The sequence below is a fragment of the Erwinia sp. MYb375 genome, from assembly GCF_037479175.1.
GTDB lineage: Bacteria > Pseudomonadota > Gammaproteobacteria > Enterobacterales > Enterobacteriaceae > Erwinia > Erwinia rhapontici.
On record NZ_JBBGZS010000010.1, the window covers coordinates 322,081 to 343,298 of the forward strand.

Here is a 21,218-nt window from a genome sequence, read left to right on the forward strand (position 1 = left end):
TGTTGGAAAAATAATCACAAGCTCGTTCAAGTGAAGCGCATCCTAGCACGCTAATCACCAGAAAAAAAGACAGTAAAATCAGGGATTTGAGTATAGCCTTGGCTATACTTTTTAACGATTGCTATTTTAGCGGGGAAAATGTGGGCGAAAACTCTAAAAAAATTACCGTCTTACAAAAAGTGTAGGGATATACATCCCTGCGGGGGTTGGGGGATATTTCGCCACTTTTCAGCATCAATATCCCCACCTCATATGCCCTGAATAATTGGCGCTGGATCAAGGCGGCAAATAAATGCATCCCGATGAGCTGACTTAAGTCAGTGATTCGGGTAAGTGCATGCAGCCAACGCAGAGCCAGCGTCAAGCATGACGGGCATTACCAGACGCGGAAAACACGTCCGTTATCGATTCCCTCGACACTGCGGCGATAAGCCAACGCCACACGACTCGCCGGGGCGCTTTCAAAACCGGGGAAGAACGGGCCATAACTTTCCAGCGATTCCGTTAAGACCGTTGGGCTGACGGCATTAATCCGCAGGCCGTGCAGTTCACTGGCCGCCGCCAGTACAAAACCTTCCAGCGCGGCATTGACGGCGGTGGCGTTGACCCCGGTGCGGATCGGCTGCTGGGCCAGAATCCCCGTAGTCAGCGTGAAGGAACCGCCGGGATTGACGAAGGCTTTGCCGATCAGCACCAGCCGCACCTGCCCCATCAACTTGTCCTGTAGCCCGCTGTTAAACTGGTCACTGCTCATCTCAGCCAGCGGGCCAAAGTGGACACCGCCTGCCGCTGAGATCACCGCATCCACCTTACCCGTTTGGGCGAACAGCGCTTTGACACTCTCCTCACATGTGAGATCGACTTGAAAATCGCCCCGGGTTTTCCCCACGCGAATGATCTGATGGTCGCGCCCCAGCGCCTGCACAATGCCCTGACCCACCGTACCTGATGCGCCAATCACTAAAATCTTCATGTTGTGTCTCCTGCCTGATGAATGAGTCCGGTCAGTGTGACGCAGTGCAGTTGCGGGATAAATGCGCGATACTTTCGGGAACTCCAAACCCAGAGTTTGTAATCATGGATAAATTACGCAGCATTGAAGCCTTTATCTGCGCTGTTGAGAGCGGCAACTTTAGCGAAGCCGCGCGGCGGCTGAATATCACCGCCGTGATGGTCGGTAAACATGTGCGCCAGCTGGAAACCGCGCTGAATACCCGCCTGTTGCAGCGAAACACCCGACGCCAGCATCTGACAGAAGCCGGAGAGCGTTACTACCAGCAGTGCAAACAGGCGCTGGTACTGCTCAGGGAAGCGGATGAGAGCATGGAAAATATGAAGCAGACACCGTCCGGCTTGCTGCGTATCAGCGCCCCGCTCAATCTGGGGGCCAGCGCTATCGCCACCGTGGTCACCGGCTATCAGCTGCGTTACCCGCAGGTGAAGATCGTGCTGGATCTCAACGACCGCTTTGTCGATCTGATTGCCGAAGGGTTTGATTTTGCCATCCGTATCGGGGGGCTGAAGCATAGTGAACCGCTGGTTGCCCAGTTTCTTGGGGAGTATCAGATGGTGGTGTGCGCAGCGCCAGACTATCTGGCACAACACGGCACGCCACAAACGCCCGGGGATCTGCATCAGCATCGCTGCCTCGCCAATATGGCATGGAATAAGAATAACGCCTGGCAGTGGGGCGATGTCACCTGGCCTTTCGACAACAGCTTTACCTGTAACGATGGTCAGGCGCTGCGTCAGGCGGCGCTGGCCGGTGCCGGGTTGATACTGCAACCGCGTATTCTGCTGGCGCAGGATATTGCTGCGGGTCGGCTGGTGCCTTTGTTGCAACAGTGGCAACCGGCCAGTCGCCCGATTAATCTGCTGTGGCGCCAGGACCTCAGCCCATCGGAAAAACGCAGCAGCTTTGTGCACTGGATGCGTGAGCAGGTGCCCGCAGCGCTGGTGGTTAATGGTTGAAGACGCTCTGGGATTAACAGAAAATAGCCGCAACTGACTAACACGGAATTGTGATGAAAAACCCGTTTGAAACTTTCCTGATGCCAATGAGCGCCCTGCTGCTCGGCTTTCTCTCGGCGCTGCTGCTGCCTGCGCCTTCATTCGGTCTGACGCTGGCACGCAGGCTGGTTGAGATGTTCCACCTGGCAGATATCGGCCAGCTGTATACGCTGGTGTTCTGCCTGTGGTTCCTGCTGCTGGGCGTGATTGAGTTTTACATCATCCGCTTTATTTACGTGCGGTTTATTCGCCCGTAAAAAAAATGGGCCGATCTTCTTTTTCGGTCGGCCCATAAGGAATCAACAAAAGAACTATGGAAAGAACTCATGTAACATTTTCTCTTTTCCCAGCGTAAAGACCAGGAAATCAGATTCTTTAAACTTATTTTCTTTAATTAGTTCGTGTCTTAACGCTTCAAATCTTTTGTCATCCATAAAAAACAGGGCACTGATATAGTCTGAATCAATAGCATTGTTTTCTTCAGACAGTGCAATAACTTTTTTATAGCACCCCTCGTCTCTTTTCTCTAGCCGTTCCTGCAACATACACTGAGTGAGTAAGTTAGTCCGCGTGAGGTTTTTCTTGTTCATCGCACGGAGATATTTCAACCCTTCTTCATAATGTTTTTCTGCAATCAGATTATTGATATACATATTTCTGATGGTGATATTTCCTGGGTTTTCATCCATTAATTCTTTAAAAGAAGAGAAGATTTTATTCTTCTCTTCTTCATCTGAAAAAATCATTTTTTTCGTGAGTTCAACGGTTTCCTGGGTGGGTTCATCTCTGGATAAAGAACCATCCTTCGCTGATGCACAAGAGAAAAGAAAGATCATCAAAAAGATAAATAAAACAAAAAAAACCGAAGAGTCAATTTTGCTTTTCATAAGCATCCATATTGAATTTATTTAATGAAATACGTTGAGTCATGTCTAAGGGAAAAGGCCTTACTGTTCCTGTATAACCCGTATCTAAAACATATCCCGCCCGTACTTCTAAAATTGGATGTGTGTTTTAGCAGCGTTGCATATCATCGAAGCAGATAGTTGTAACTTTTTGCCTTCTTTTACATTATCTTCGGTGACATGTAGGGATAATGTAAAAGATGCATTCAGGGATCCGACACCTTCAGCACGCAAATCTGCAAATTGAGTAAAACGAAATAATTTTATCGGCATTATATCCCTCTTGTTTTTCATCTTCCATATGAGGACTCAGGTTGATTTCTTTTTATTCAGTCGTCAAGTTCAGTCCATTGTATTAATGAAAAGCGGACCTTCTCTTTCGGTCCGCCCGTTTTTTTATTTATCCGCTAAAAATCATCGCGATACTGCTGGAAAAAATCAGCAGCCCGACAAAAAACAGCACGATCGCCGTAACAGCATTAGAATTTTTCATGATCTCTTCTCCTCAGAACCACTGACCGAAACGGCGCATATAAAGACGTTTCATGCCCTGCGTCACCAGGCAGTAGCCCAGCAGTGTCGCCAGCAGCCACGGGAAGTAATTCCACGGCAGCGGCACCAGACCCACCGCATGGCCCAGCGGTGAGAAGGGAATCAAAATACCCAGCGCCATCACCAGCCCGGTCATCAGCATCACCGGCCACGCGGCGCGGCTCTGAATAAACGGAATTTTCTGCGTGCGCAGCATATGCACCACCAGCGTCTGCGACAGCAACCCTTCAACAAACCAGCCGGACTGGAACAGCGCCTGCGCCTCAACGCTGTTCGCAGCAAACACATGCCACATCAGCCAGAAGGTGGTGATATCGAAGATCGATGAAGTGGGCCCCATCCACAGCATAAAGCGACCGATATTCTTCGCATCCCACTGACGCGGTTTACGCAGAAACTCCTTGTCCATCTTGTCCCATGGCAGCGCCAGCTGGGACAGGTCATACATCAGGTTCTGCAACAGCAGATGAATCGCCATCATCGGCAGAAACGGGATAAAGGCGCTGGCCACCAGCACGGAGAACACGTTGCCGAAGTTGGAGCTGGCGGTCATATTCAGATACTTGATGATGTTGCCAAACGTCTCGCGGCCTTTGATCACCCCCTGTTCCAGCACCAGCAGGCTTTTCTCCAGCAGAATGATGTCTGCCGACTCCTTCGCGATGTCGGTCGCGCTGTCGACGGAAATCCCGACATCCGCTGCGCGCAGCGCCGGGGCATCGTTAATCCCATCGCCAAGGAAACCCACGGTGTGCCCGTTACCTTGCAGCGCCTGCAACACGCGCGTTTTCTGCTGCGGGCTGAGGCGGCAGAACAGGGTTCTCTGCTCCACCAGGCGCGCCAGCTCAACATCACTGATGCGCGCAAGCTCACTGCCGCACAGCGGCTCCCCCGGCTCCAGCCCCACATCCCGGCAGATTTTGCTGGTGATCACCGCGTTATCCCCGGTCAGCACTTTGACCGTCACACCCTGTTCATGCAGTGCGGCTATCGCGGCAGCCGCACTCTCTTTCGGCGGGTCGAGGAACGTCAGCAGGCCAGTGATGACCAGTTCACGTTCATCGGCGGCACTGAGCTGAGTGGTAAGCGGGTGCTCACTTATCTGGCGAGTTGCCACCACCAGCACGCGGAAGCCCTGCTGGTTATAGTCCGCTGCTAACTGCCGAATCTGACGGCATGCAGCTTCATCCAGTGGACGCACTTCTCCTTCGTCCTGCCACCAGGCTGAGACCGCCAGCATCTCCTCCACCGCCCCTTTGCAAATCAGGGTCTGCTGGCCATCGTCTGCGACCAGCACCGACAGGCGGCGGCGTTCAAAATCAAACGGCAGCTCATCGATTTTACGAAAGCGCCACAGCCCACTGACGGCAGCGTTACCCTGGCTGAACCCCAGTACTGCGCGGTCCATCAGGTTTTTTACCCCGGTCTGATGACGGCTGTTAAGCCAGGCCAGTTGCAGTACGCGGTCATCACTGCTGCCCCGCACATTGAGGTGCCCGGCGAGAATGATTTTGTCCTGGGTTAAGGTGCCGGTTTTATCACTGCATAACACATCCATCGCGCCCAGGTTCTGGATAGCATTCAGACGTTTTACGACCACTTTGCGTTTCGACAGGGCAATTGCCCCTTTCGCCAGATTAGAGCTGACAATCATTGGCAGCATTTCCGGCGTCAGGCCAACGGCGACGGCCAGCGCAAACAGCAGCGCATCGCTCCAGTCGCCTTTGGTGTAGCCATTAATCAGCAAGACCACCGGAACCATCACCAGCATAAAACGGATAAGCAACCAACTGACACTGTTGACGCCACGGTCAAAGGAGGTTTGTGGGCGCTCACCGACCAGCGGCTTCGCCAGGGAACCAAACCAAGTCTGATTGCCCGTTGCGACCACTACCGCCGTCGCACTGCCGCTGGCCACATTGGTACCCATCAGGCAGATACCGGGCTGGCTCAGCAAATCCTGCTCATCGGCCAGCGGGCTGGCGCGATGAAGGTGACTGTGGCTGTCGTATTTCTCGATCGGCAGCGCTTCCCCGCTCAGCGCCGCCTGGCTGACAAACAGGTCGCGTGATGAGAGCAGCCGCACGTCTGCCGGGATCATATCGCCCGCCGACAACAGCACGATGTCGCCTGGAACCACCTCCTGAAGCGGCACCTCGATGCTGACCGCTTCACTGTCGGCATGGCTGCGGCGCTGCACCGTAGCAGTGGTGCTGACCAGCGATTTAAGGGCTTCTGTGGCTTTATTGGTGCGATATTCCTGCCAGAAGCGCAGCAATCCACTGAGACTAATCATCACCAGCATAATGATGGCACCGGTCAGATCGGTCTCTTCTCCCCGGCGAAGTGGGAGGATGTAGTCGGTCAGCACGCTGATGGCCGCCAGCACCATCAGGATCCAGATAAACGGATTATTAAACGCCTGCAACAGCTGGGTCAGCGCCGCCGGGGCAGTATCGCTGGCGATTTGGTTGGCGCCGTACTGCTGTAACCGTGCCGCCGCCTCTTCGCGGGTGAGGCCCTGGCGTTGGGTATTAAGATGAGCGAGGGTGTGATCCTGGCTCTGAGTAGCCGCGCTGGCGATCGCCAGGTCACGTGCCATTTTCAGGTTGCTCTGGTGCATTTTCATCATGCCATTCCTTGAACATAGGTGTTTCACGCGCAGGCATAGCACGCCTGCACACGAGGATTTTTTTATTGATTCAGGGGGGAGGCGACGGGCAGGATGAACAGCAGGCTGGAATTATTTCCGCATGTGCCTCCTGTTATCACACCACTGCCTCTCCCGGGACGGAGGTTCTTTCATCATTGTGCTCCTGTGTGGGGTTAAATCGCCTGGTCTGGCGCTATCCGCCAGTGCACCGCACTGACACTTTTTTCCAGACTGATGCGGCAGACAATACTTTCAATCTCCCGCTGCGCGGCGGGAAATGCCATCACGTCAGCGCTCACTTCCAGATGACCCGGGCGGGCGATATCCGCGCTGTACAGCGACTGCAGGCGCAGTGCCATTCCATTCAGCGCCTGCAGGATCAGCGTGCGCACCAAAATTTCATCTTCACTGCCGCACACAATCTGAATGCGGTAGCGCTGCTCCGGCTCATGCTCTGTCGCGCTGGGCCGGGTATTGATACGCTGGGCCGCTTCACGCAGCAGGATATTAGCGCATAGCAGCACCAGGGTTGCCGCGGTGGCATTGGCAAACTGCCCAAGCCCGCACAGCACGCCCACTCCCGCAGAGCACCACAGCGTTGCTGCCGTGTTCAGCCCGGAGATGTTCATTCCCTGGCGCATAATGACGCCGGCACCTAAAAAACCGATACCGGAAACAATCTGTGCGGCGATACGCCCAGGGCTGTCCGGCGAGGTGCTGACCGAACTGAGAATAAAAATAGCCGCACCGGTGGCTACCAGCGCATTGGTACGCAGGCCAGCCATACGCTGTCGCCACTGGCGCTCGGCGCCAATAATCGCCCCCAGCGCTACCGCCAGGGTCAAATGCAGGATAAAAGGAGTCCATGTCATCTTTGTCGTTCTCATTGTCGTCTCACGACGGGAATTGAGATGCGCACAGGCGCACCGGTTGCACAGGAATTAACGCAGGCAGCCCGGAGGAAAAAGATGATGACGTTGTGGTGTGAAAACAAAAAAGCGCATACGCAATCCCCGTCCGGCCACAGGCTGGACATCTTAAAGTTCTTTATACGGGATGCTACTGCTCTGAGAAGAGAGGAAACATAGCCCGCCGATTAACGGCAGGCGCACAACGGAGTAGGCCTGCCTTTATAACGCGTGAGTTACAGGGTGACTGTCCAATTGTGTGCTCCTGAGAAGAAAGTGACGAGATTCTATTCCGCCGAAACCAGGTTGTAAACCGTGCTGATAGTTTACTTTCTAAACCTTTTATCAACGATATTAAGAAACCCCTTAGCCGTAGTGCAACGGCAACCGGGCATAAAGCAGTTGATAATCTGGACAAGTGGCGATAATTCAACCAAAAGACAGCATTTATTGCTGAGACATAACTTTAATTTGGCTGTTTTGCAGTGGTTCACGCCAGAAATCGTCGATTTCGCCCTGCCATTCACCCTCAAATATCGCGGAATGAAAATTATCCTCTTTTCGCTGGATTAACCCGCCTGTTCGGTGCTTTTTCGCCATTGAATGCGGCTTTGCCTGTGCGTAAGATTCGTTGTTACGCCGTTTACATTCACATTCAAATAAGAAAAATTTATGCAAGCTTCCATCGCGCCATCCATCGACACCGACCCCAACGCCACGCCCGTCAACTCTCGCGGTAAAGTCGTTATTGCTTCACTGGTCGGCACTGCTATCGAATTCTTCGATTTCTATATTTATGCTACTGCCGCGGTAATCGTGTTCCCGCATATCTTCTTCCCACAGGGCGATGCCACCGTTGCCACGCTACAGTCACTGGCGACCTTCGCCATTGCCTTTATCGCACGCCCTATCGGTTCAGCGGTGTTTGGCCACTTTGGTGACCGTGTCGGACGTAAAGTCACGCTGGTCGCCTCGCTGCTGACCATGGGCATTTCAACCGTTGCGATCGGCCTGCTGCCGAGCTATGAAACGATTGGCGTGTTCGCTCCCCTGCTGCTGGCGCTGGCACGTTTTGGTCAGGGTCTGGGACTGGGCGGCGAATGGGGTGGTGCGGCACTGCTGGCCACGGAAAACGCTCCGGCGAAAAAACGCGCCCTGTATGGATCCTTCCCGCAGCTTGGCGCGCCAATTGGCTTCTTCTTTGCCAACGGCACCTTCCTGCTGCTCTCCTGGCTGCTGACTGACGAACAGTTTATGAGCTGGGGCTGGCGCGTGCCGTTTATCCTCTCAGCGGTATTAGTGCTGATCGGCCTGTATGTCCGTGTCTCATTGCATGAGTCGCCGGTTTTCGCCAAAGTACAGAAAGAGAATAAACAGGTGAAAGTGCCGATTGGCACCCTGTTCAGCAAGCATCTGGGTACCACTATTATTGGTACATTCATCATGCTGGCGACCTACACCCTGTTCTATATCATGACCGTTTACTCCATGACCTACGGCACCACGCCCGCGCCTAACGGACTGGGCATTCCACGTAATACCTTCCTGTGGATGCTGATGCTGGCGGTGATTGGTTTTGGCATCATGGTGCCGATTGCCGGGCTGCTGGCCGACCGCTTTGGTCGCCGCAGGACGATGATCGTCATTACCCTGATTATTATCGGCTTTTCGATTATCTTCCCCTCGATGCTGGGTTCCGGTAATCAGATGCTGATTATGGCTTTCCTGGTCTGTGGCCTGAGCATTATGGGGCTGACTTTCGGACCGATGGGCGCACTATTACCGGAGCTGTTCCCGACCGAAGTCCGTTATACCGGAGCATCGTTCTCCTATAACCTGTCGTCGATTCTGGGTGCATCCATCGCGCCGTATATTGCCACCTGGTTAGCGCACACTTACGGGCTGTTCTATGTCGGCGTTTACCTGGCGTCGATGGCCTGCCTGACGCTGATTGCGCTGATCCTGTGCAAAGAAACCCGCCACGAATCGTTGTTTGATTGATATTACCTGATGACGGGTCGGGCATGCCCGACCCCTACAACGGATCCAGGGGCGAGGCATAGGTACAGACCGACCACATACCTCGCCGTATCGATGACCGTAGGGGCGAGGCATGGGTACAGACCGACCCACCCGTATCGATGACTGTAGGGGCGAGGCATGCCTCGCCCGTGTCAATGATTGTAGCGGTGAGGTCTGCCTCGTCCTTATCAATACCCGCCCCGCACGACGTTATTTCCCGCTTTTCATCTGCTGCAATACACGGCTGCACTGATTATCGTCGTTATCACTCGGTGAGATCAGCGCCAGCAGCGCCGCTGCCGGGGCCACCACCGCACCTAATGCCACCGCCGCCGCACCGCGAGCAATCAATGGCCCGGGCTTTACACCGGCATCGGGATTTTTAAAGGTGCCACGTACGTACAGCGGCGAGCGCAGCGTGATAATCCTGATGCCTTTGCTGTCCGGGTTAATCGACAGATCCAGACGTTCGTTAGCAAAATTGGTGGTGCCGGTAATATTGATAATCGCGTTTTCGGTATCGAAGACAAACAACCGTGACGAGGCCAGACCATTGTTCACCTGAAGATTGGCGGCCGCGCAGTTGATTTTCACTTCATCATCACCGAACAGCTTACCCACCACGTAGTTACCCACGTTCAGACCCACAATTTCCATCAGACTGCGGCTGATCAGGCCATCATTCATCAGCAGCTTCAGGTCGCCGTTGCTGGTTGCCAGCAAATCGGCCACTGAATTACCGCGCCCGCTCAGCGTCGCATCACCGTTCATCTGGCCAAGCGCACTCTGCATCGCTTCCACGCCCGGGAACAGCTGCCGCAGCTTCAGATTGCGGGCATGGAGATCCACGCGTCCCTGCATTGGCGATTTGTCGCCTTCCAGCCGGACGCTGGCATTCAGGCTTCCCCCGGCCATGCCGAAGCGCAGCGGGTCGAGGCGCAGATCGCCATTTTTCAGGATCAGATGAGTGGAAAGATCGCTGATCGGCAGTGAGCTGCTGTGCTCAATCCGTCGGCCTTTGAATGTCACATCCGCATCCATCACATCCCAGTTTTTCGTGTCGAATTTATCGTGCGGCAGCACGCGATCGGCTGGCTGTGTCGCGGCCTCCCCGCGTTGTGTCCTGGCTTTTTCTGTCTTTTCACTGCCCTTACCGGAATTGACGCCGATCAGCGGGCCGAGATCGGCCATACGCAGCTGGCGTGACTCCAGCGTCCCTTCCAGCTTAGGCCGGGGTTTACTCTGGCTGTAGGTCAGGGAACCATGAATATCGCTGTCGCCGATATGGCCGTTAAAGCCCTGATAGCGAAAGACCGCGCCAGCGGCCTGCTGGAAGCGCGCCGTCAGATGGCCATCCGTTTCATACGGCGGCGTATCCGGCAGCAGAACGCCCGTCAGCCCGTAGAGGTTGGCCAGGGTATCGCCGGAGAAACGCAGGCGAATATCCACCCCGCCGAGGTTCATCGGGTCCTGCACGGTCCCCGCCACCCGCACGCGCGTGGTGCCACTGCGGATATCAGCCTGAATCGGGAATGGCGTATTCTGGCTGCGTAACGACAGCATGCCGCCCATTTTGCCGTCACCGTTCAGTTTCTCGTTGTTGTACGTCCCGCTGACTCGCCAGCCGAAGACAAAATCTGCTGCCCCTTTTTGCTGGTCGTTGCCTCCTGCCAGCTGGGCATAAGGCACCGGTTTACCCAGCGGGTCAACGGTGACCTGCACATCGGCCTTATTGATCGCATCACGATAAGCGATGTTCCCCTGGTCAAAAACGATATTGTCCAGGCGGAAAGACCATGCGGAAGGCGGCTGATTTTCCTGTTTTGAGTCACTGCCCGCGAGGTTAAACGTCCAGTTGTTTTTGCGGTCGGCCGTTTGCACCAGCTTCGCGGTCGGTTGTTGCAGTTTGATCCACGGCAGATACACCTGCTTACTCAGCAGCGCCAGGGGTGAGAGAGTGGCGTCGATACGCGCCAGGTGCAGCATGGTGACATCAGGAATTTCAGGAGGGTTACCCAGCATAATGTCCTGGGCATGTATGTGCGGCCAGGGCACCCAACGACGCCAGCCAGGTTCGTTACGGTTGCGCTCCCACGCCACACCCAGATCGCCACGAATGGCAAACGGGCGGTTAATCTCGGCAGAAACTTTCTGGTTGATAGTGGGTTTCAGGCGATTCCAGTCGAAGGTGGCGATCACAATGACCATCACCACCACCAGCAGCACAAAAATCCCGGCAATCCAGCTAATGACTTTCCCCGTACGCGACATTCGTCGTCTCCTTGATGGCTATCCGTCTCTGATTAAAGATAGTCGAGACGACAGCACATGGGATCAGACGAGGTTCAGCGGCAAAGTCTCCAGCTGTTCAAACGGCATAGGTCGGGCAAAGAAATACCCCTGGGCAGCATAGGCCGGAGAATTACGTACCTGCTCCCACTCTTCGCGCGTTTCCACCCCTTCAACAATCACCCCTTTGCAGTAGCGATTGATCAGAGCCAGCAGCATACCAAACAGATTTCTACCCTCTTCGCTTTCACGTAGCAGGATAAACAGCTCGCGTGCCAGCTTGATGTAGTCGTACTTCAGTTCGGTCAGCGCGGAGAAGTTCGCCATGCCAGAGCCGAAGTCATCCAGCCACAGCGGCCCCAACTCAGGCATCTGTGCAACGATCACTTCCTGTGGCAGCACATGGTGTTCGACCAGTTCAAAACGCACCCACGGGCAGCGTGCAATTAACTGACGAACGGTTTTGTTATGCTGGATTTCCAACAGCGTTGGCCCGTCGATATTGACGGAGGCGACGATGTTAGTACTGACAAATTTTCTTTCCCATTTAGCCAGCAGCGTCAGCTGCTCGGCCACAATATGCAGACGTTGAGGGATTTCAAGCGTTGCAAAATAAAGCTCCGGCGAAACTCTCTGGCCCGGCGCGGATGGGTGAAACACCGCTGTGAGCAACTCAATTGCCATCAGGCTACCGTCTACCCGGTAAATCGGCTGGAAGTTATAGGAACGCTGACACTGTTGCCAGTAAACAGGTTCTTTAAGCTGCTCTTGTTCGACGATTGCGTTCGGTAACCGGTGACTGAGGCTATTCAGCACCATTATTATGATCCTTTATTTGTGAGACCGCCTTCGTATGGCATCCCGTGTTGCAAGTATCGGCATCGTCCCTGAGAACTTTATCCACATACAGCCACGTTAGCCTTGCTAAGATTACCCATCTTTTGCCCTTTCAATCGCTAAAACAGGCGCTGTTTAGGGCGTTTTATCATCAGTTGGCCGTGACTAAACCCACATCACAATAAAATTAAAACGTCGTTTTAAATCATTGACTGTTGCCCCGCACGCAGCGAGACTGAACGCAGACTTTTCATTGAGCGAATGACCATGACGCAACAGAAACTGGCCGTGATCGGCGAATGTATGATTGAACTCTCCCAGCAGGGTCGCGATATGAGCCGGGGATTTGGTGGCGATACGCTGAATACCGCGGTGTACGTAGCCCGCCAGGTACCCGAACAGGCGCTGCGGGTAGATTATGTGACCGCATTGGGTCACGACAGCTTCAGCAGTGAGATGATCGCCGCCTGGCAAAGCGAGTCGCTACAGACCGACCTGATCCAGCGCATGGAGAACAAACTGCCGGGCCTGTATGTGATTGAAACCGATCCGCAGGGTGAACGTACGTTTTACTACTGGCGCAACGATGCTGCCGCGCGTTACTGGCTGCAAGGCGAGCGTGCAGAAGCGATCTGTCAGCAGCTGGCCCATTATGACTATCTTTATCTGAGCGGGATCAGCCTCGCGATCTTAAGCCCGGAGAGCCGGGAAACCCTCTACGCCCTGCTGGCCGCCTGCCGCAAAAACGGCGGCAAGATTATTTTCGATAATAACTACCGCCCACGCCTGTGGCAGAACCCGCAGGAGGCGCAGAGTGCCTATCAGGCAATCCTCGCCTGCACCGATATCGCGTTCCTGACGCTGGACGATGAAACCCTGCTGTGGGGCGAAGCCAGTGTGGCTGAAGTGATTGCACGCACGCAGCAGGCGGGCGTCAGTGAGATTGTGATTAAACGCGGTGCCGATGCCTGTCTGGTAGCGAATGGCAGCGAGCCACTGCTGGAGATCCCGGCGGTGCGTCTGCCGCCTTCCGCGATAGTCGATACCACGGCCGCAGGGGACTCCTTCAGCGCAGGCTACCTTGCCGTGCGTCTGACCGGCGGGAGCGCAACGGAAGCCGCACAGCGCGGCCACCTCACCGCCAGTACGGTGATCCAGCATCGCGGGGCGATTATTCCCCGTGAGCGGATGCCTGCACCTCGCTAACGCGCGGCACGGCCAGCAGCCAGGTATCGCGTAGCGCGGAGATCGTTGCCCCGCGCCCTTCTCCGCCATTGGGCAGATCCCAGTTAGCCTGACGGATCGCCGCCTGATAGCGATCGCTATTACGCTGATTATCGGCCTGCGACAGCAACGGGATCAGGCGCACGCCAATATGGTCAAGGCTGCGGTAGGGCCAGGTTTTGTTGTTGCCGCTGTACGGTGCCATAAAATCCAGCGCTGTCAGCAGGCTGGCCTGCTGCGGGGTACGATAATGCCACAGATCGCCGGTATGACTGTTCTGCGCCACCGTGGCCAGGGCGGTCAGTGCCTGCAAATTAAACCAGCTGTAGTGGAAGGATCGGGTGCGTGCCAGCTCCTTCGGCTGGCTGCCATCGGCAGCAAACTGGTAACTCATGCGTTTTTTTGCCTGCTCCAGCATGGGTGGGATCACCTCAGCCCGTTGCAGATACCAGGCAATACCCGCCACCTGCACGTTGTACCAGCTACCGTGATTATTCTCCGCCTGCGCTTCCCCCTTACCCTGTTTGCTGGTCTGTAGCCAGTGCAGGTAATCACTCATCCACTGCTGCATCTGCTGTTCATCCTGCGGACGCCAGCCAGGCGCGGTGCGCAGCATCAGCAGGGAATCCACAATTCGCGTGGCAAAGTAACGTCCATCGAGCACGCCGGAGCGCCGCCCTTCGGCCTTGCCCGGTACGCTCTGGGCCCAGTTCAGGTTAGGGTTCATCCGCGTGGCAGGATCGAGAAACCAGTGGCGGATCAAGGCGATCGCGCGATCGGCATAGCGTTCATCGCCGGAGAAATACCACGCCAGCGTCAGGGTCTGTACCCGGGCGGTAAACGTCGCCAGCCGCACACCGTCGCTGTCATTGTTCTTGGTTGAAGGGTTGATTTTACCGTCACGGCGTACCCACGGCAGCCCACCCGGGGCCGCGTCATCCGGCCACCAGTAGGCACTGAGGCTCAGGTAATCGTGTTTTGAGCCGCTGGGAGGCGTAAGCCCTTTCTCTGTCACGCTCAGCAGTGGCGCAACCAGCGCCTTATCGGCCTCGTGCTGTAGCTGATGCCAGGCTTTCAGTGTCAGCGTGGGCGCCTGTTGCTGCTGCAGACGCGTTTTATTCAGCACCAGGTCATCCTGGTTGAGAAACGCATACTGCTGCGCAAACAGGGGCAAACTCACGAACATCCCCAGACATAAAATCAGGATATAACGCACACTGCGTTTCATCTTCACTCTCCGTTCAGATTCCGTCAGACAGCATAGTCTCTGACAGAAAAATATGCCGTTCTGATGAATCAATAATATTAAGTCAAATTATTACCAGGGAACGGTTATCAGAAAATTACAATTATTAATGAATAAAAACAGCAGCCGCATAAATAGTTTGTGTTTAGGGCAATATCTAAAAAAATCTAATGTAAAAAACCGCCCAGAGCAGTAACGACGGCGCATCAGGCCTGAAAAAAGAGAGAGTTGAGCATATTCCGAAAATGATTACCGATGAGGTGAAATAGTAGACGGCGAAAAAATAAAGCGGCACAGTTTCTGTTCAATACGCCGTGATAAATATCACCTTCCTTTTTTCTACGGCTTCTATAATTTCTAATGATTGTTGCAGCAATAATATTGAGGCGCCTATGAACGCAGAAATTTTCAACATCTGGCCACACGGCGATGCGCCAGGCGCCAGCGATTCACGGGCGCAGCCGCAGATTATTGATTTGGCCAAACCTTATGAGCCCTTCGACCGTGCGGCCAGCGGCGTCCGCTGCCCGGAGCTGGCAGTGTGGTACCCGGAACAGTCGAACGGCATCACGCTGCTGGTCGCCCCTGGCGGCGGTTACCAGCGCATCATGATCGATAAAGAGGGCAGCGCCCTGGCGATGTTCTTTACCTCTATGGGCTATACGCTGGCGGTGATGACCTATCGTCTGCCCGCAGATGGTCACCATGAAGGAGCGGATGCACCGCTGGCCGATGCCCAGCGCGCCGTGAGAGTGTTGCGTGAACGCGCACTGCGCGGCCGTAATGGCGAGAAAATTGTCATGATGGGGTTTTCAGCCGGAGGGCATGTCGCCGCCAGTTTGGGAACGCGTTTTGGTGAAAAACTCTATCCGGTGCAGGATGCTGCTGATGCGCGTTCTCCGCGCCCCGATGCGCTGGTGTTGATCTATCCGGTGATCAGCATGCGTGATGGCCTGGCTCATAGCGGGTCGCGTCTGCAACTGCTGGGTGAAAACCCGGGTCAGAAGGAAATTGACGCGTACTCAATGGAGAATCGCGTGAGCGATAACACACCGCAGACGCTGCTGATCCACGCCGTTGATGACGCGTCAGTCCCGGTGAATAACAGCATGGTGATGTTCAGCGCTTTGCGTGAACATCAGGTGCCGTGCGAACTGCACTTCTATGAAAAAGGCGGCCACGGCTTCGGCATTCGTAACGTGGCCGACCTGCCGCTCGCCAGCTGGCCGATGCTGGTCAACGAATGGCTGCGCGCGCGGAAATGGTGACATCACGGGTGGACCGAAACAGCGAGTCCGCCCCGTGATAACACCCATTACTGTGCCGGTGCGCTGCCGTCCGTTGGTGCCGCGTCCGCTGGGGTAACCACTGGCGCTATCGGCGTCATCACTTTCTGCCAGCTTTCGAGCAACATCTTCACCTTGGTTTCAGGTTCGCCCTGCGGCTGCATAAGCACCATCGTCATATCCTGAGTTAACTGCTGACGTAGCTCCTGGTTGAGCTGGTCGAGGGTTAACTCTGACAGGAAAGTCTGACGCAGTTTCTGATACTGCTCCGGAGCGATATCCACCACCGCATTCTGCTGAGAGCGCAGGCGCTGGCTCATCAGGACATCGGTATCGGTGCGTGCATAGGTGGCAAACAGCTTGGTCAGTTCGCTTTTCTTCTGCGTCATCAACGCATCGAACTCCTGCTGAGTCAGCCCTTTATCACGCACGTTGACCATCTCTTTGGCGATCAGCTCCAGATTGTTATTCAGTGCCGCGTTGTCTGCGTCCATATTGATGGCGCACTGGGCGCGCTGATACAGCACCCGGCAATCGAAGCCGACCTGCATTCCCTGGGTTTTGTTATCACTCAGGACTTTCTGCACATGCCAGAACAGCGCTTCACGCGCCAGATCGCTCTGCCAGTAACGCAGCAGGTTTTGTGATTCGCGGATGGGCTGCCACGGCGTATCCCACACCAGCGACAGACGATCCTGGCTAATCCCGTTGTTCACCAGATTCACCGGCTGCTGTGGCAACGGCGAAAGTGTTGGCATTGCGGAAGGCTGATCGCGCTTGCCCTCCAGCGGGGAGAATACTTTATTGATTTGCTCTGCCAGACTGCGGCTGTCTACGTTACCCACCACGAACAGCGTCATGGCATCAGGCGTGTACCACTGTTTATAGAACGCATAGAGCTGCGCCATATCCACCGGAGTTTTTACCGCAGCGGACGGGTCATGCGCCAGCATCGAAGAGCCTTTCAGACGGTAACGCCACCAGACATCCTGCGGATTACCCGGCCAGGTGGCAATCGGGTCATCCGCATTGAGGGCAGTGTTCACCACCTGATCGTTAATCGTCATTTTACCTGCGGTTGCTGCCAGCCAGGTCAGGGCTTCTTTCAGCATTTCCGGGCGGTTATTCGGCAGGCTCAGATTGTAAAGCGTGTAATCATACGAGGTGATGGCTGGCGGTTGGGGGTGCTGCGGATCAATACTTTGCTGCCACAGTGAGCGCTGCTGCGCCGGATCCAGCGTGGCATTATGCACCAGAGCCAGACGGGGTAACAGATGACTGTAGCCAGCCTGCTGGGCGCTTTCTACCAGCGAGCCCGTGTTAACTAACAGGCGAATTTCAACGCGGTCACTGGGACGCTGCGGGGTGGTGAGCAACTGCCAGCTAAAACCGTTCTCCAGTTTTCCCTGCTGCCAGGCAGGATCGGGTTGGAGTGTTTCCGCCTGCACAGTGCTACTGGCCGCTGCCAGTAATATTCCACCAATCAATAAACGAATTCTGGTGCCCTGCATGTGAACCCCTACTCAATCACAAACCAAATAATTATCACTGGCGGTCTACGGCCTGATTCTGTCACGGTGACAGATGGCTCCGGAAAGCCACTGTTTTTAAAAGGAACAGCTCTTAGACCACGCATCGACGAGGATGTCACACAGCGGAATGAAAAATCATAAAATAATATGAGGGTTATTATGCAAATGCCCGCCGTGAGGGCAAGTCACGACGGGCATTTGAGGTGATTTTTTGTGAATTAAGTACTTATCGCGATGTTTCAGGCTGCTTTTTGCTGTTTTTTACCCGCATTCAACGTCTCTTTTAGCTGCTTTTCGTCCAGCTGACCCACCCATTTTGCGACCACAACGGTCGCCACGCCGTTACCGACCAGATTTGTCAGCGCACGGGCTTCGGACATAAAGCGGTCAATCCCGAGAATCAGCGCAAGACCCGCCACCGGCAGGTGGCCAACGGCCGAGAGCGTTGCCGCCAGCACGATAAAGCCACTGCCGGTCACTCCTGCGGCCCCTTTCGAGGAGAGCAGCAACACCACCAGCAGGGTAATCTGATGCCAGATATCCATATGGCTATTGGTGGCCTGAGCGATAAAGACCGCCGCCATCGTCAGGTAAATCGAGGTGCCGTCGAGGTTGAAGGAGTAACCGGTGGGTATCACCAGGCCGACGACGGATTTCTTACACCCCAGCTTCTCCATTTTATCCAGCATACGTGGCAGCGCCGACTCCGAAGAGGACGTCCCCAGTACAATCAGCAGCTCCTCTTTGATATAGGCAATAAATTTGAAGATATTGAAACCGACCACGCGAGCAATCAGCCCCAGCACCACCACCACAAACAGCAGGCAGGTGATGTAGAAGCAGATGATCAGTTGGCCGAGCTGTACCAGTGAACCCACGCCGTATTTGCCAATGGTGAAGGCCATTGCACCGAAAGCCCCGATCGGTGCCAGACGCATAATCATATTGATGATGCCGAAAATGACCTTGGAGAAGCTGTCGATAAAGTTGAACACCAGCGTGCCTTTATCGCCCATACGGTGCAGAGCAAAACCGAACAGGATAGCGAATAGCAGCACCTGCAAAATATTGCCGCTGGCAAAGGCACCAATGACGCTGCCCGGGATAACATCCAGCAGGAATGCCACCACGCCCTGCTGTTCAGCCTGCTGGGCGTACATCGCCACCGCTTTAGCATCCAGCGTGGCCGGGTCAACGTTCATGCCCACGCCAGGCTGTAAGACGTTCACCACCACCAGGCCGATAATCAGCGCAATGGTACTGACCACTTCAAAATAGAGCAGCGCCACGGCACCGGTGCGCCCGACGGCTTTCATGCTCTCCATACCGGCAATACCGGTCACCACGGTACAGAAGATCACCGGGGCAATAATCATTTTGATCAGCTTGACGAAGGCATCACCCAGCGGCTTCATCTGCGCACCCAGCTCAGGGTAGAAATGCCCGAGCAGCACACCGACGGCGATCGCTGTCAGTACCTGGAAATAAAGACTTTTGAACAGGGAAGTTTTCATAAAGGTATCCGTTAACCGCGTTAATTGTTGTTTTTTCGTCAAGCGACAGCGCGAAAGTAACATCCGGTTAACAGGATTGGTACGGGGTGGCCCGGCGTGGGGCCACCCAATCGACATTTATCAGAGCTGAATCACGTCAGCAGAATGTTGTATAACTAAAGAAAGTAAAAGGTAGACCCGCGTCTCAGGCATGTGACAGATAACGCTGCTCAAATTGCGCCAGCGGCAGCGCCTCGGAATAGAGATAACCCTGACCAATAGAGATACCCCGGGCCAGCAGCCAGTCACGCTGCTCTTCGGTTTCTACACCCTCGGCCACGACGTCCAGATGCATCAGCTCAGCGATGAAGGAAACAATGCGTATCATGCTGTCATCATGCGGCAGCGCGGCGACAAAACTGCGGTCCATTTTCAGTTTGCTAATCGGCAGCGCTTTAAACTGATTCAGCCAGTTCAGGTTGGCATAGCCCATGCCGAAGTCATCCAGCGCGATGGAAACGCCGGTTTTCTGTAATTCCTTTAACAGACGCAGCGCCTGCTCAGGCTCGCCAATCTGGGCAGTTTCAGTGATTTCCAGCATCAGACGACCGGGACGGATGTCATAACGCTGAATCAGCGCCTGTAAATGACTGACCATTGTGGTTTCGCGCAGTTGGATGGCCGAGAGATTCACACTCAGCGTCAATTCGATCCCCTGTTGCTGCCAGTCGGCAAGGAGGCGGCAGGAGGCTTCAAACACCCAGCGGCCCAGCGCGGTAATCACCCCAATCTCCTCCGCGTTAGTAATCAGATCTTCCGGCAGGCACCAGGAGCCATCGGGCTGACGCTGGCGCAGTAGCGCCTCAGCGCCCACCAGCTTACCGCTGTTCATATCGATTTGCGGCTGCAACCACAGTGCAAACTGCTGCTGCTCCAGCCCCTGCAAAATATCATGTTCCTGGGTGAGCCGTTTCTGCGCGCGCTCGGTTAATGCCGGGTCGAAGAACAAGATCTGGTTTTTCCCCTGATGGCGTGCTGAGACCATGGCCGAGGTCGCGCGGGCCAGCAGATCGGCGGCACTCAGGCTGTCGGCTTCACGCAGTACCATGCCCACGCTGATATTCGGCCGCAGCTGCATATGCTGCAAACTGATCGGCTGATTCAGGCGCAACATCAGAGTCCGCGCCAGCCGCAGTCCACGGAACGGGTTATTCGCACGTTTCACCAGCAGGGCAAAATCGCAGATCGACAGCTGCGCCAGCACCGTACGCTCATCAATACACTCACGCATTTTCTCCACCAGCGTCAGCAGCATGGCATGACGTTGCTCGTCAGTGACCAGCCCGTTGGTCTCCAGCAGCGTTTCAAAACGCACCACGATCAGAGTAAACATACCCGCCGGGCCAACAGCGCGCAGATGCTGCTCCAGCAGCGCCAGAAACAGCGTTTTATTCGGCAGGCCGGTAAGAGAAAAATGGGTGCTCATGTGGCTCATCTCATCAAAGGACGATGCCAGCATCTTCTGGTTGCGGTTGTAGTGGCGGATCAACATGCCGATTTCATCATCACGATGATGACGCGGCAACGACAGCTGATGACCGATCGCCTGTTGCAGGCTCAGGTCACGCAGCTCGTGGGAAATATTGCGCAGCGGGCGCACCATCAACCGATTAATACACCAACTGATAGAGACGGAGAGGATCAGCGCCAGCAGCAGATAGGCGGTGACCATCGTCGAGACAGCACTGAGAATGAACTGATACACGCGCCAGGAATCGGCCTGCAACACCAGTATCGCCAGGGGCTTAGGGTTGGCCGGTTGGACAGAATAGAGAGGGACGGTGATTTGCACCGGCAGCTCAAACAACTCCATGATAAAACGGGGCACCGGTTTCTCGGGTTCAAAGTCCGTATGCAGCGCCTGGAGTCCGTTGGGCAACACCACTTCTGCACGCGCCAGAATACCGGCCGGACGCAGCGAGTTAAGAATATATTCAGCCTGAGGAATATCCGCTTTGAGTACCGCCTGTGACAACGGCTGGCGAACGGTATGTGCCACGTTCTCCATCTGCTGGGCGTAGTCGATTCTGCGCTGCTGCACAAAATGAAAAAGCTGTATGACGATAAAAATACAAATGGTCACGACTGCAACGCTGGAAATCGTCGCCATTTGCTTAATCGTTAATGAACGACTGACGCGCAAGCCGGGTCTCCGAAGCACCGAATCTCTGATTCAGCGCATATAGGGCAAAAAAAACAGT

The 21,218-nt window shown here is 54.9% G+C and carries 15 protein-coding genes; 5 read left to right on the forward strand and 10 right to left on the reverse strand.

Features of this window, described 5'->3' with window-relative positions; genetic code table 11:
* Window positions 1–376 precede the first annotated feature (376 nt).
* Window positions 377–973 (reverse strand): short chain dehydrogenase, encoded by a 597-nt coding sequence (locus tag WH279_RS01495; RefSeq protein ID WP_339454784.1) that lies wholly within the window; start codon window positions 971–973, stop codon window positions 377–379.
* Window positions 974–1,077: 104 nt separating this feature from the next.
* Between WH279_RS01495 and WH279_RS01500 the strand changes: the two genes are divergently transcribed.
* On the forward strand, window positions 1,078–1,971 hold the full coding sequence (locus tag WH279_RS01500; RefSeq protein WP_339454785.1) for a LysR family transcriptional regulator: 894 nt from the start codon (window positions 1,078–1,080) through the stop codon (window positions 1,969–1,971).
* 53 nt (window positions 1,972–2,024) lie between these two features.
* Complete coding sequence (locus WH279_RS01505) at window positions 2,025–2,267, forward strand: DUF1158 family protein (RefSeq protein WP_133844569.1); 243 nt, start codon at window positions 2,025–2,027, stop codon at window positions 2,265–2,267.
* Window positions 2,268–2,321: 54 nt separating this feature from the next.
* Here the strand turns inward: WH279_RS01505 and WH279_RS01510 are convergent, their stop codons facing one another.
* From WH279_RS01510 to WH279_RS01520, 3 genes are all read right to left on the reverse strand, one after another.
* Window positions 2,322–2,897 carry a hypothetical protein gene (locus WH279_RS01510; RefSeq protein WP_339454786.1) on the reverse strand — a complete coding sequence of 192 codons (576 nt, stop codon included), beginning with the start codon at window positions 2,895–2,897 and terminating at the stop codon, window positions 2,322–2,324.
* Between the two features lie 523 nt (window positions 2,898–3,420).
* Window positions 3,421–6,096, reverse strand: a complete 2,676-nt coding sequence (gene mgtA / locus WH279_RS01515) for a magnesium-translocating P-type ATPase (protein WP_339454898.1) — start codon at window positions 6,094–6,096, stop codon at window positions 3,421–3,423.
* Between the two features lie 197 nt (window positions 6,097–6,293).
* Window positions 6,294–6,992 carry an MgtC family protein gene (locus WH279_RS01520; RefSeq protein WP_133844575.1) on the reverse strand — a complete coding sequence of 233 codons (699 nt, stop codon included), beginning with the start codon at window positions 6,990–6,992 and terminating at the stop codon, window positions 6,294–6,296.
* A 708-nt stretch (window positions 6,993–7,700) separates the two neighbouring features.
* Between WH279_RS01520 and WH279_RS01525 the strand changes: the two genes are divergently transcribed.
* The gene (locus WH279_RS01525) at window positions 7,701–9,029 is read left to right on the forward strand and encodes an MFS transporter (RefSeq protein WP_339454787.1); all 1,329 of its coding nucleotides are present in this window, start codon (window positions 7,701–7,703) and stop codon (window positions 9,027–9,029) included.
* A gap of 231 nt (window positions 9,030–9,260) precedes the next feature.
* Here WH279_RS01525 and WH279_RS01530 read toward each other — a convergent pair whose 3' ends face one another.
* Complete coding sequence (locus tag WH279_RS01530; RefSeq protein WP_339454788.1) at window positions 9,261–11,321, reverse strand: AsmA family protein; 2,061 nt, start codon at window positions 11,319–11,321, stop codon at window positions 9,261–9,263.
* 63 nt (window positions 11,322–11,384) lie between these two features.
* Window positions 11,385–12,158 carry a cyclic-guanylate-specific phosphodiesterase gene (pdeH, locus tag WH279_RS01535; protein ID WP_200642298.1) on the reverse strand — a complete coding sequence of 258 codons (774 nt, stop codon included), beginning with the start codon at window positions 12,156–12,158 and terminating at the stop codon, window positions 11,385–11,387.
* Window positions 12,159–12,443: 285 nt separating this feature from the next.
* Here pdeH and WH279_RS01540 point away from each other — a divergent pair, with 285 nt between their 5' ends.
* The gene (locus WH279_RS01540; RefSeq protein WP_339454789.1) at window positions 12,444–13,382 is read left to right on the forward strand and encodes a sugar kinase; all 939 of its coding nucleotides are present in this window, start codon (window positions 12,444–12,446) and stop codon (window positions 13,380–13,382) included.
* Here WH279_RS01540 and WH279_RS01545 read toward each other — a convergent pair.
* Window positions 13,348–14,628 carry an alginate lyase family protein gene (locus tag WH279_RS01545; RefSeq protein WP_339454790.1) on the reverse strand — a complete coding sequence of 427 codons (1,281 nt, stop codon included), beginning with the start codon at window positions 14,626–14,628 and terminating at the stop codon, window positions 13,348–13,350. The two genes, WH279_RS01540 and WH279_RS01545, sit on opposite strands and share 35 nt — an antisense overlap.
* Before the next feature lie 410 nt (window positions 14,629–15,038).
* On the opposite strand from WH279_RS01545, the gene WH279_RS01550 reads away from it, so the two are divergent.
* Window positions 15,039–15,914, forward strand: a complete 876-nt coding sequence (locus tag WH279_RS01550) for an alpha/beta hydrolase (RefSeq protein WP_339454791.1) — start codon at window positions 15,039–15,041, stop codon at window positions 15,912–15,914.
* 47 nt (window positions 15,915–15,961) lie between these two features.
* Here the strand turns inward: WH279_RS01550 and WH279_RS01555 are convergent, their stop codons facing one another.
* The 3 genes from WH279_RS01555 to hmsP form a co-directional block, all read right to left on the reverse strand.
* Window positions 15,962–17,443, reverse strand: a complete 1,482-nt coding sequence (locus WH279_RS01555; RefSeq protein ID WP_200642295.1) for a M16 family metallopeptidase — start codon at window positions 17,441–17,443, stop codon at window positions 15,962–15,964.
* A gap of 260 nt (window positions 17,444–17,703) precedes the next feature.
* Window positions 17,704–18,978 carry a dicarboxylate/amino acid:cation symporter gene (locus WH279_RS01560; protein WP_200642294.1) on the reverse strand — a complete coding sequence of 425 codons (1,275 nt, stop codon included), beginning with the start codon at window positions 18,976–18,978 and terminating at the stop codon, window positions 17,704–17,706.
* 184 nt (window positions 18,979–19,162) lie between these two features.
* Entirely contained in the window at window positions 19,163–21,160 is a 1,998-nt protein-coding gene (hmsP, locus tag WH279_RS01565) for a biofilm formation regulator HmsP (RefSeq protein ID WP_339454792.1), read from the reverse strand.
* Between the last annotated feature and the right edge of the window lie 58 nt (window positions 21,161–21,218).

Bases quoted from the DNA above. Each gene is read 5' to 3' on its own strand.
- WH279_RS01495 (WP_339454784.1), bottom strand. From the start codon at position 973: ATGAAGATTTTAGTGATTGGCGCATCAGGTACGGTGGGTCAGGGCATT.
- WH279_RS01500 (WP_339454785.1), top strand. From the start codon at position 1,078: ATGGATAAATTACGCAGCATTGAAGCCTTTATCTGCGCTGTTGAGAGC.
- WH279_RS01505 (WP_133844569.1), top strand. From the start codon at position 2,025: ATGAAAAACCCGTTTGAAACTTTCCTGATGCCAATGAGCGCCCTGCTG.
- WH279_RS01510 (WP_339454786.1), bottom strand. From the start codon at position 2,897: ATGAAAAGCAAAATTGACTCTTCGGTTTTTTTTGTTTTATTTATCTTT.
- mgtA (WP_339454898.1), bottom strand. From the start codon at position 6,096: ATGAAAATGCACCAGAGCAACCTGAAAATGGCACGTGACCTGGCGATC.
- WH279_RS01520 (WP_133844575.1), bottom strand. From the start codon at position 6,992: ATGACATGGACTCCTTTTATCCTGCATTTGACCCTGGCGGTAGCGCTG.
- WH279_RS01525 (WP_339454787.1), top strand. From the start codon at position 7,701: ATGCAAGCTTCCATCGCGCCATCCATCGACACCGACCCCAACGCCACG.
- WH279_RS01530 (WP_339454788.1), bottom strand. From the start codon at position 11,321: ATGTCGCGTACGGGGAAAGTCATTAGCTGGATTGCCGGGATTTTTGTG.
- pdeH (WP_200642298.1), bottom strand. From the start codon at position 12,158: ATGGTGCTGAATAGCCTCAGTCACCGGTTACCGAACGCAATCGTCGAA.
- WH279_RS01540 (WP_339454789.1), top strand. From the start codon at position 12,444: ATGACGCAACAGAAACTGGCCGTGATCGGCGAATGTATGATTGAACTC.
- WH279_RS01545 (WP_339454790.1), bottom strand. From the start codon at position 14,628: ATGAAACGCAGTGTGCGTTATATCCTGATTTTATGTCTGGGGATGTTC.
- WH279_RS01550 (WP_339454791.1), top strand. From the start codon at position 15,039: ATGAACGCAGAAATTTTCAACATCTGGCCACACGGCGATGCGCCAGGC.
- WH279_RS01555 (WP_200642295.1), bottom strand. From the start codon at position 17,443: ATGCAGGGCACCAGAATTCGTTTATTGATTGGTGGAATATTACTGGCA.
- WH279_RS01560 (WP_200642294.1), bottom strand. From the start codon at position 18,978: ATGAAAACTTCCCTGTTCAAAAGTCTTTATTTCCAGGTACTGACAGCG.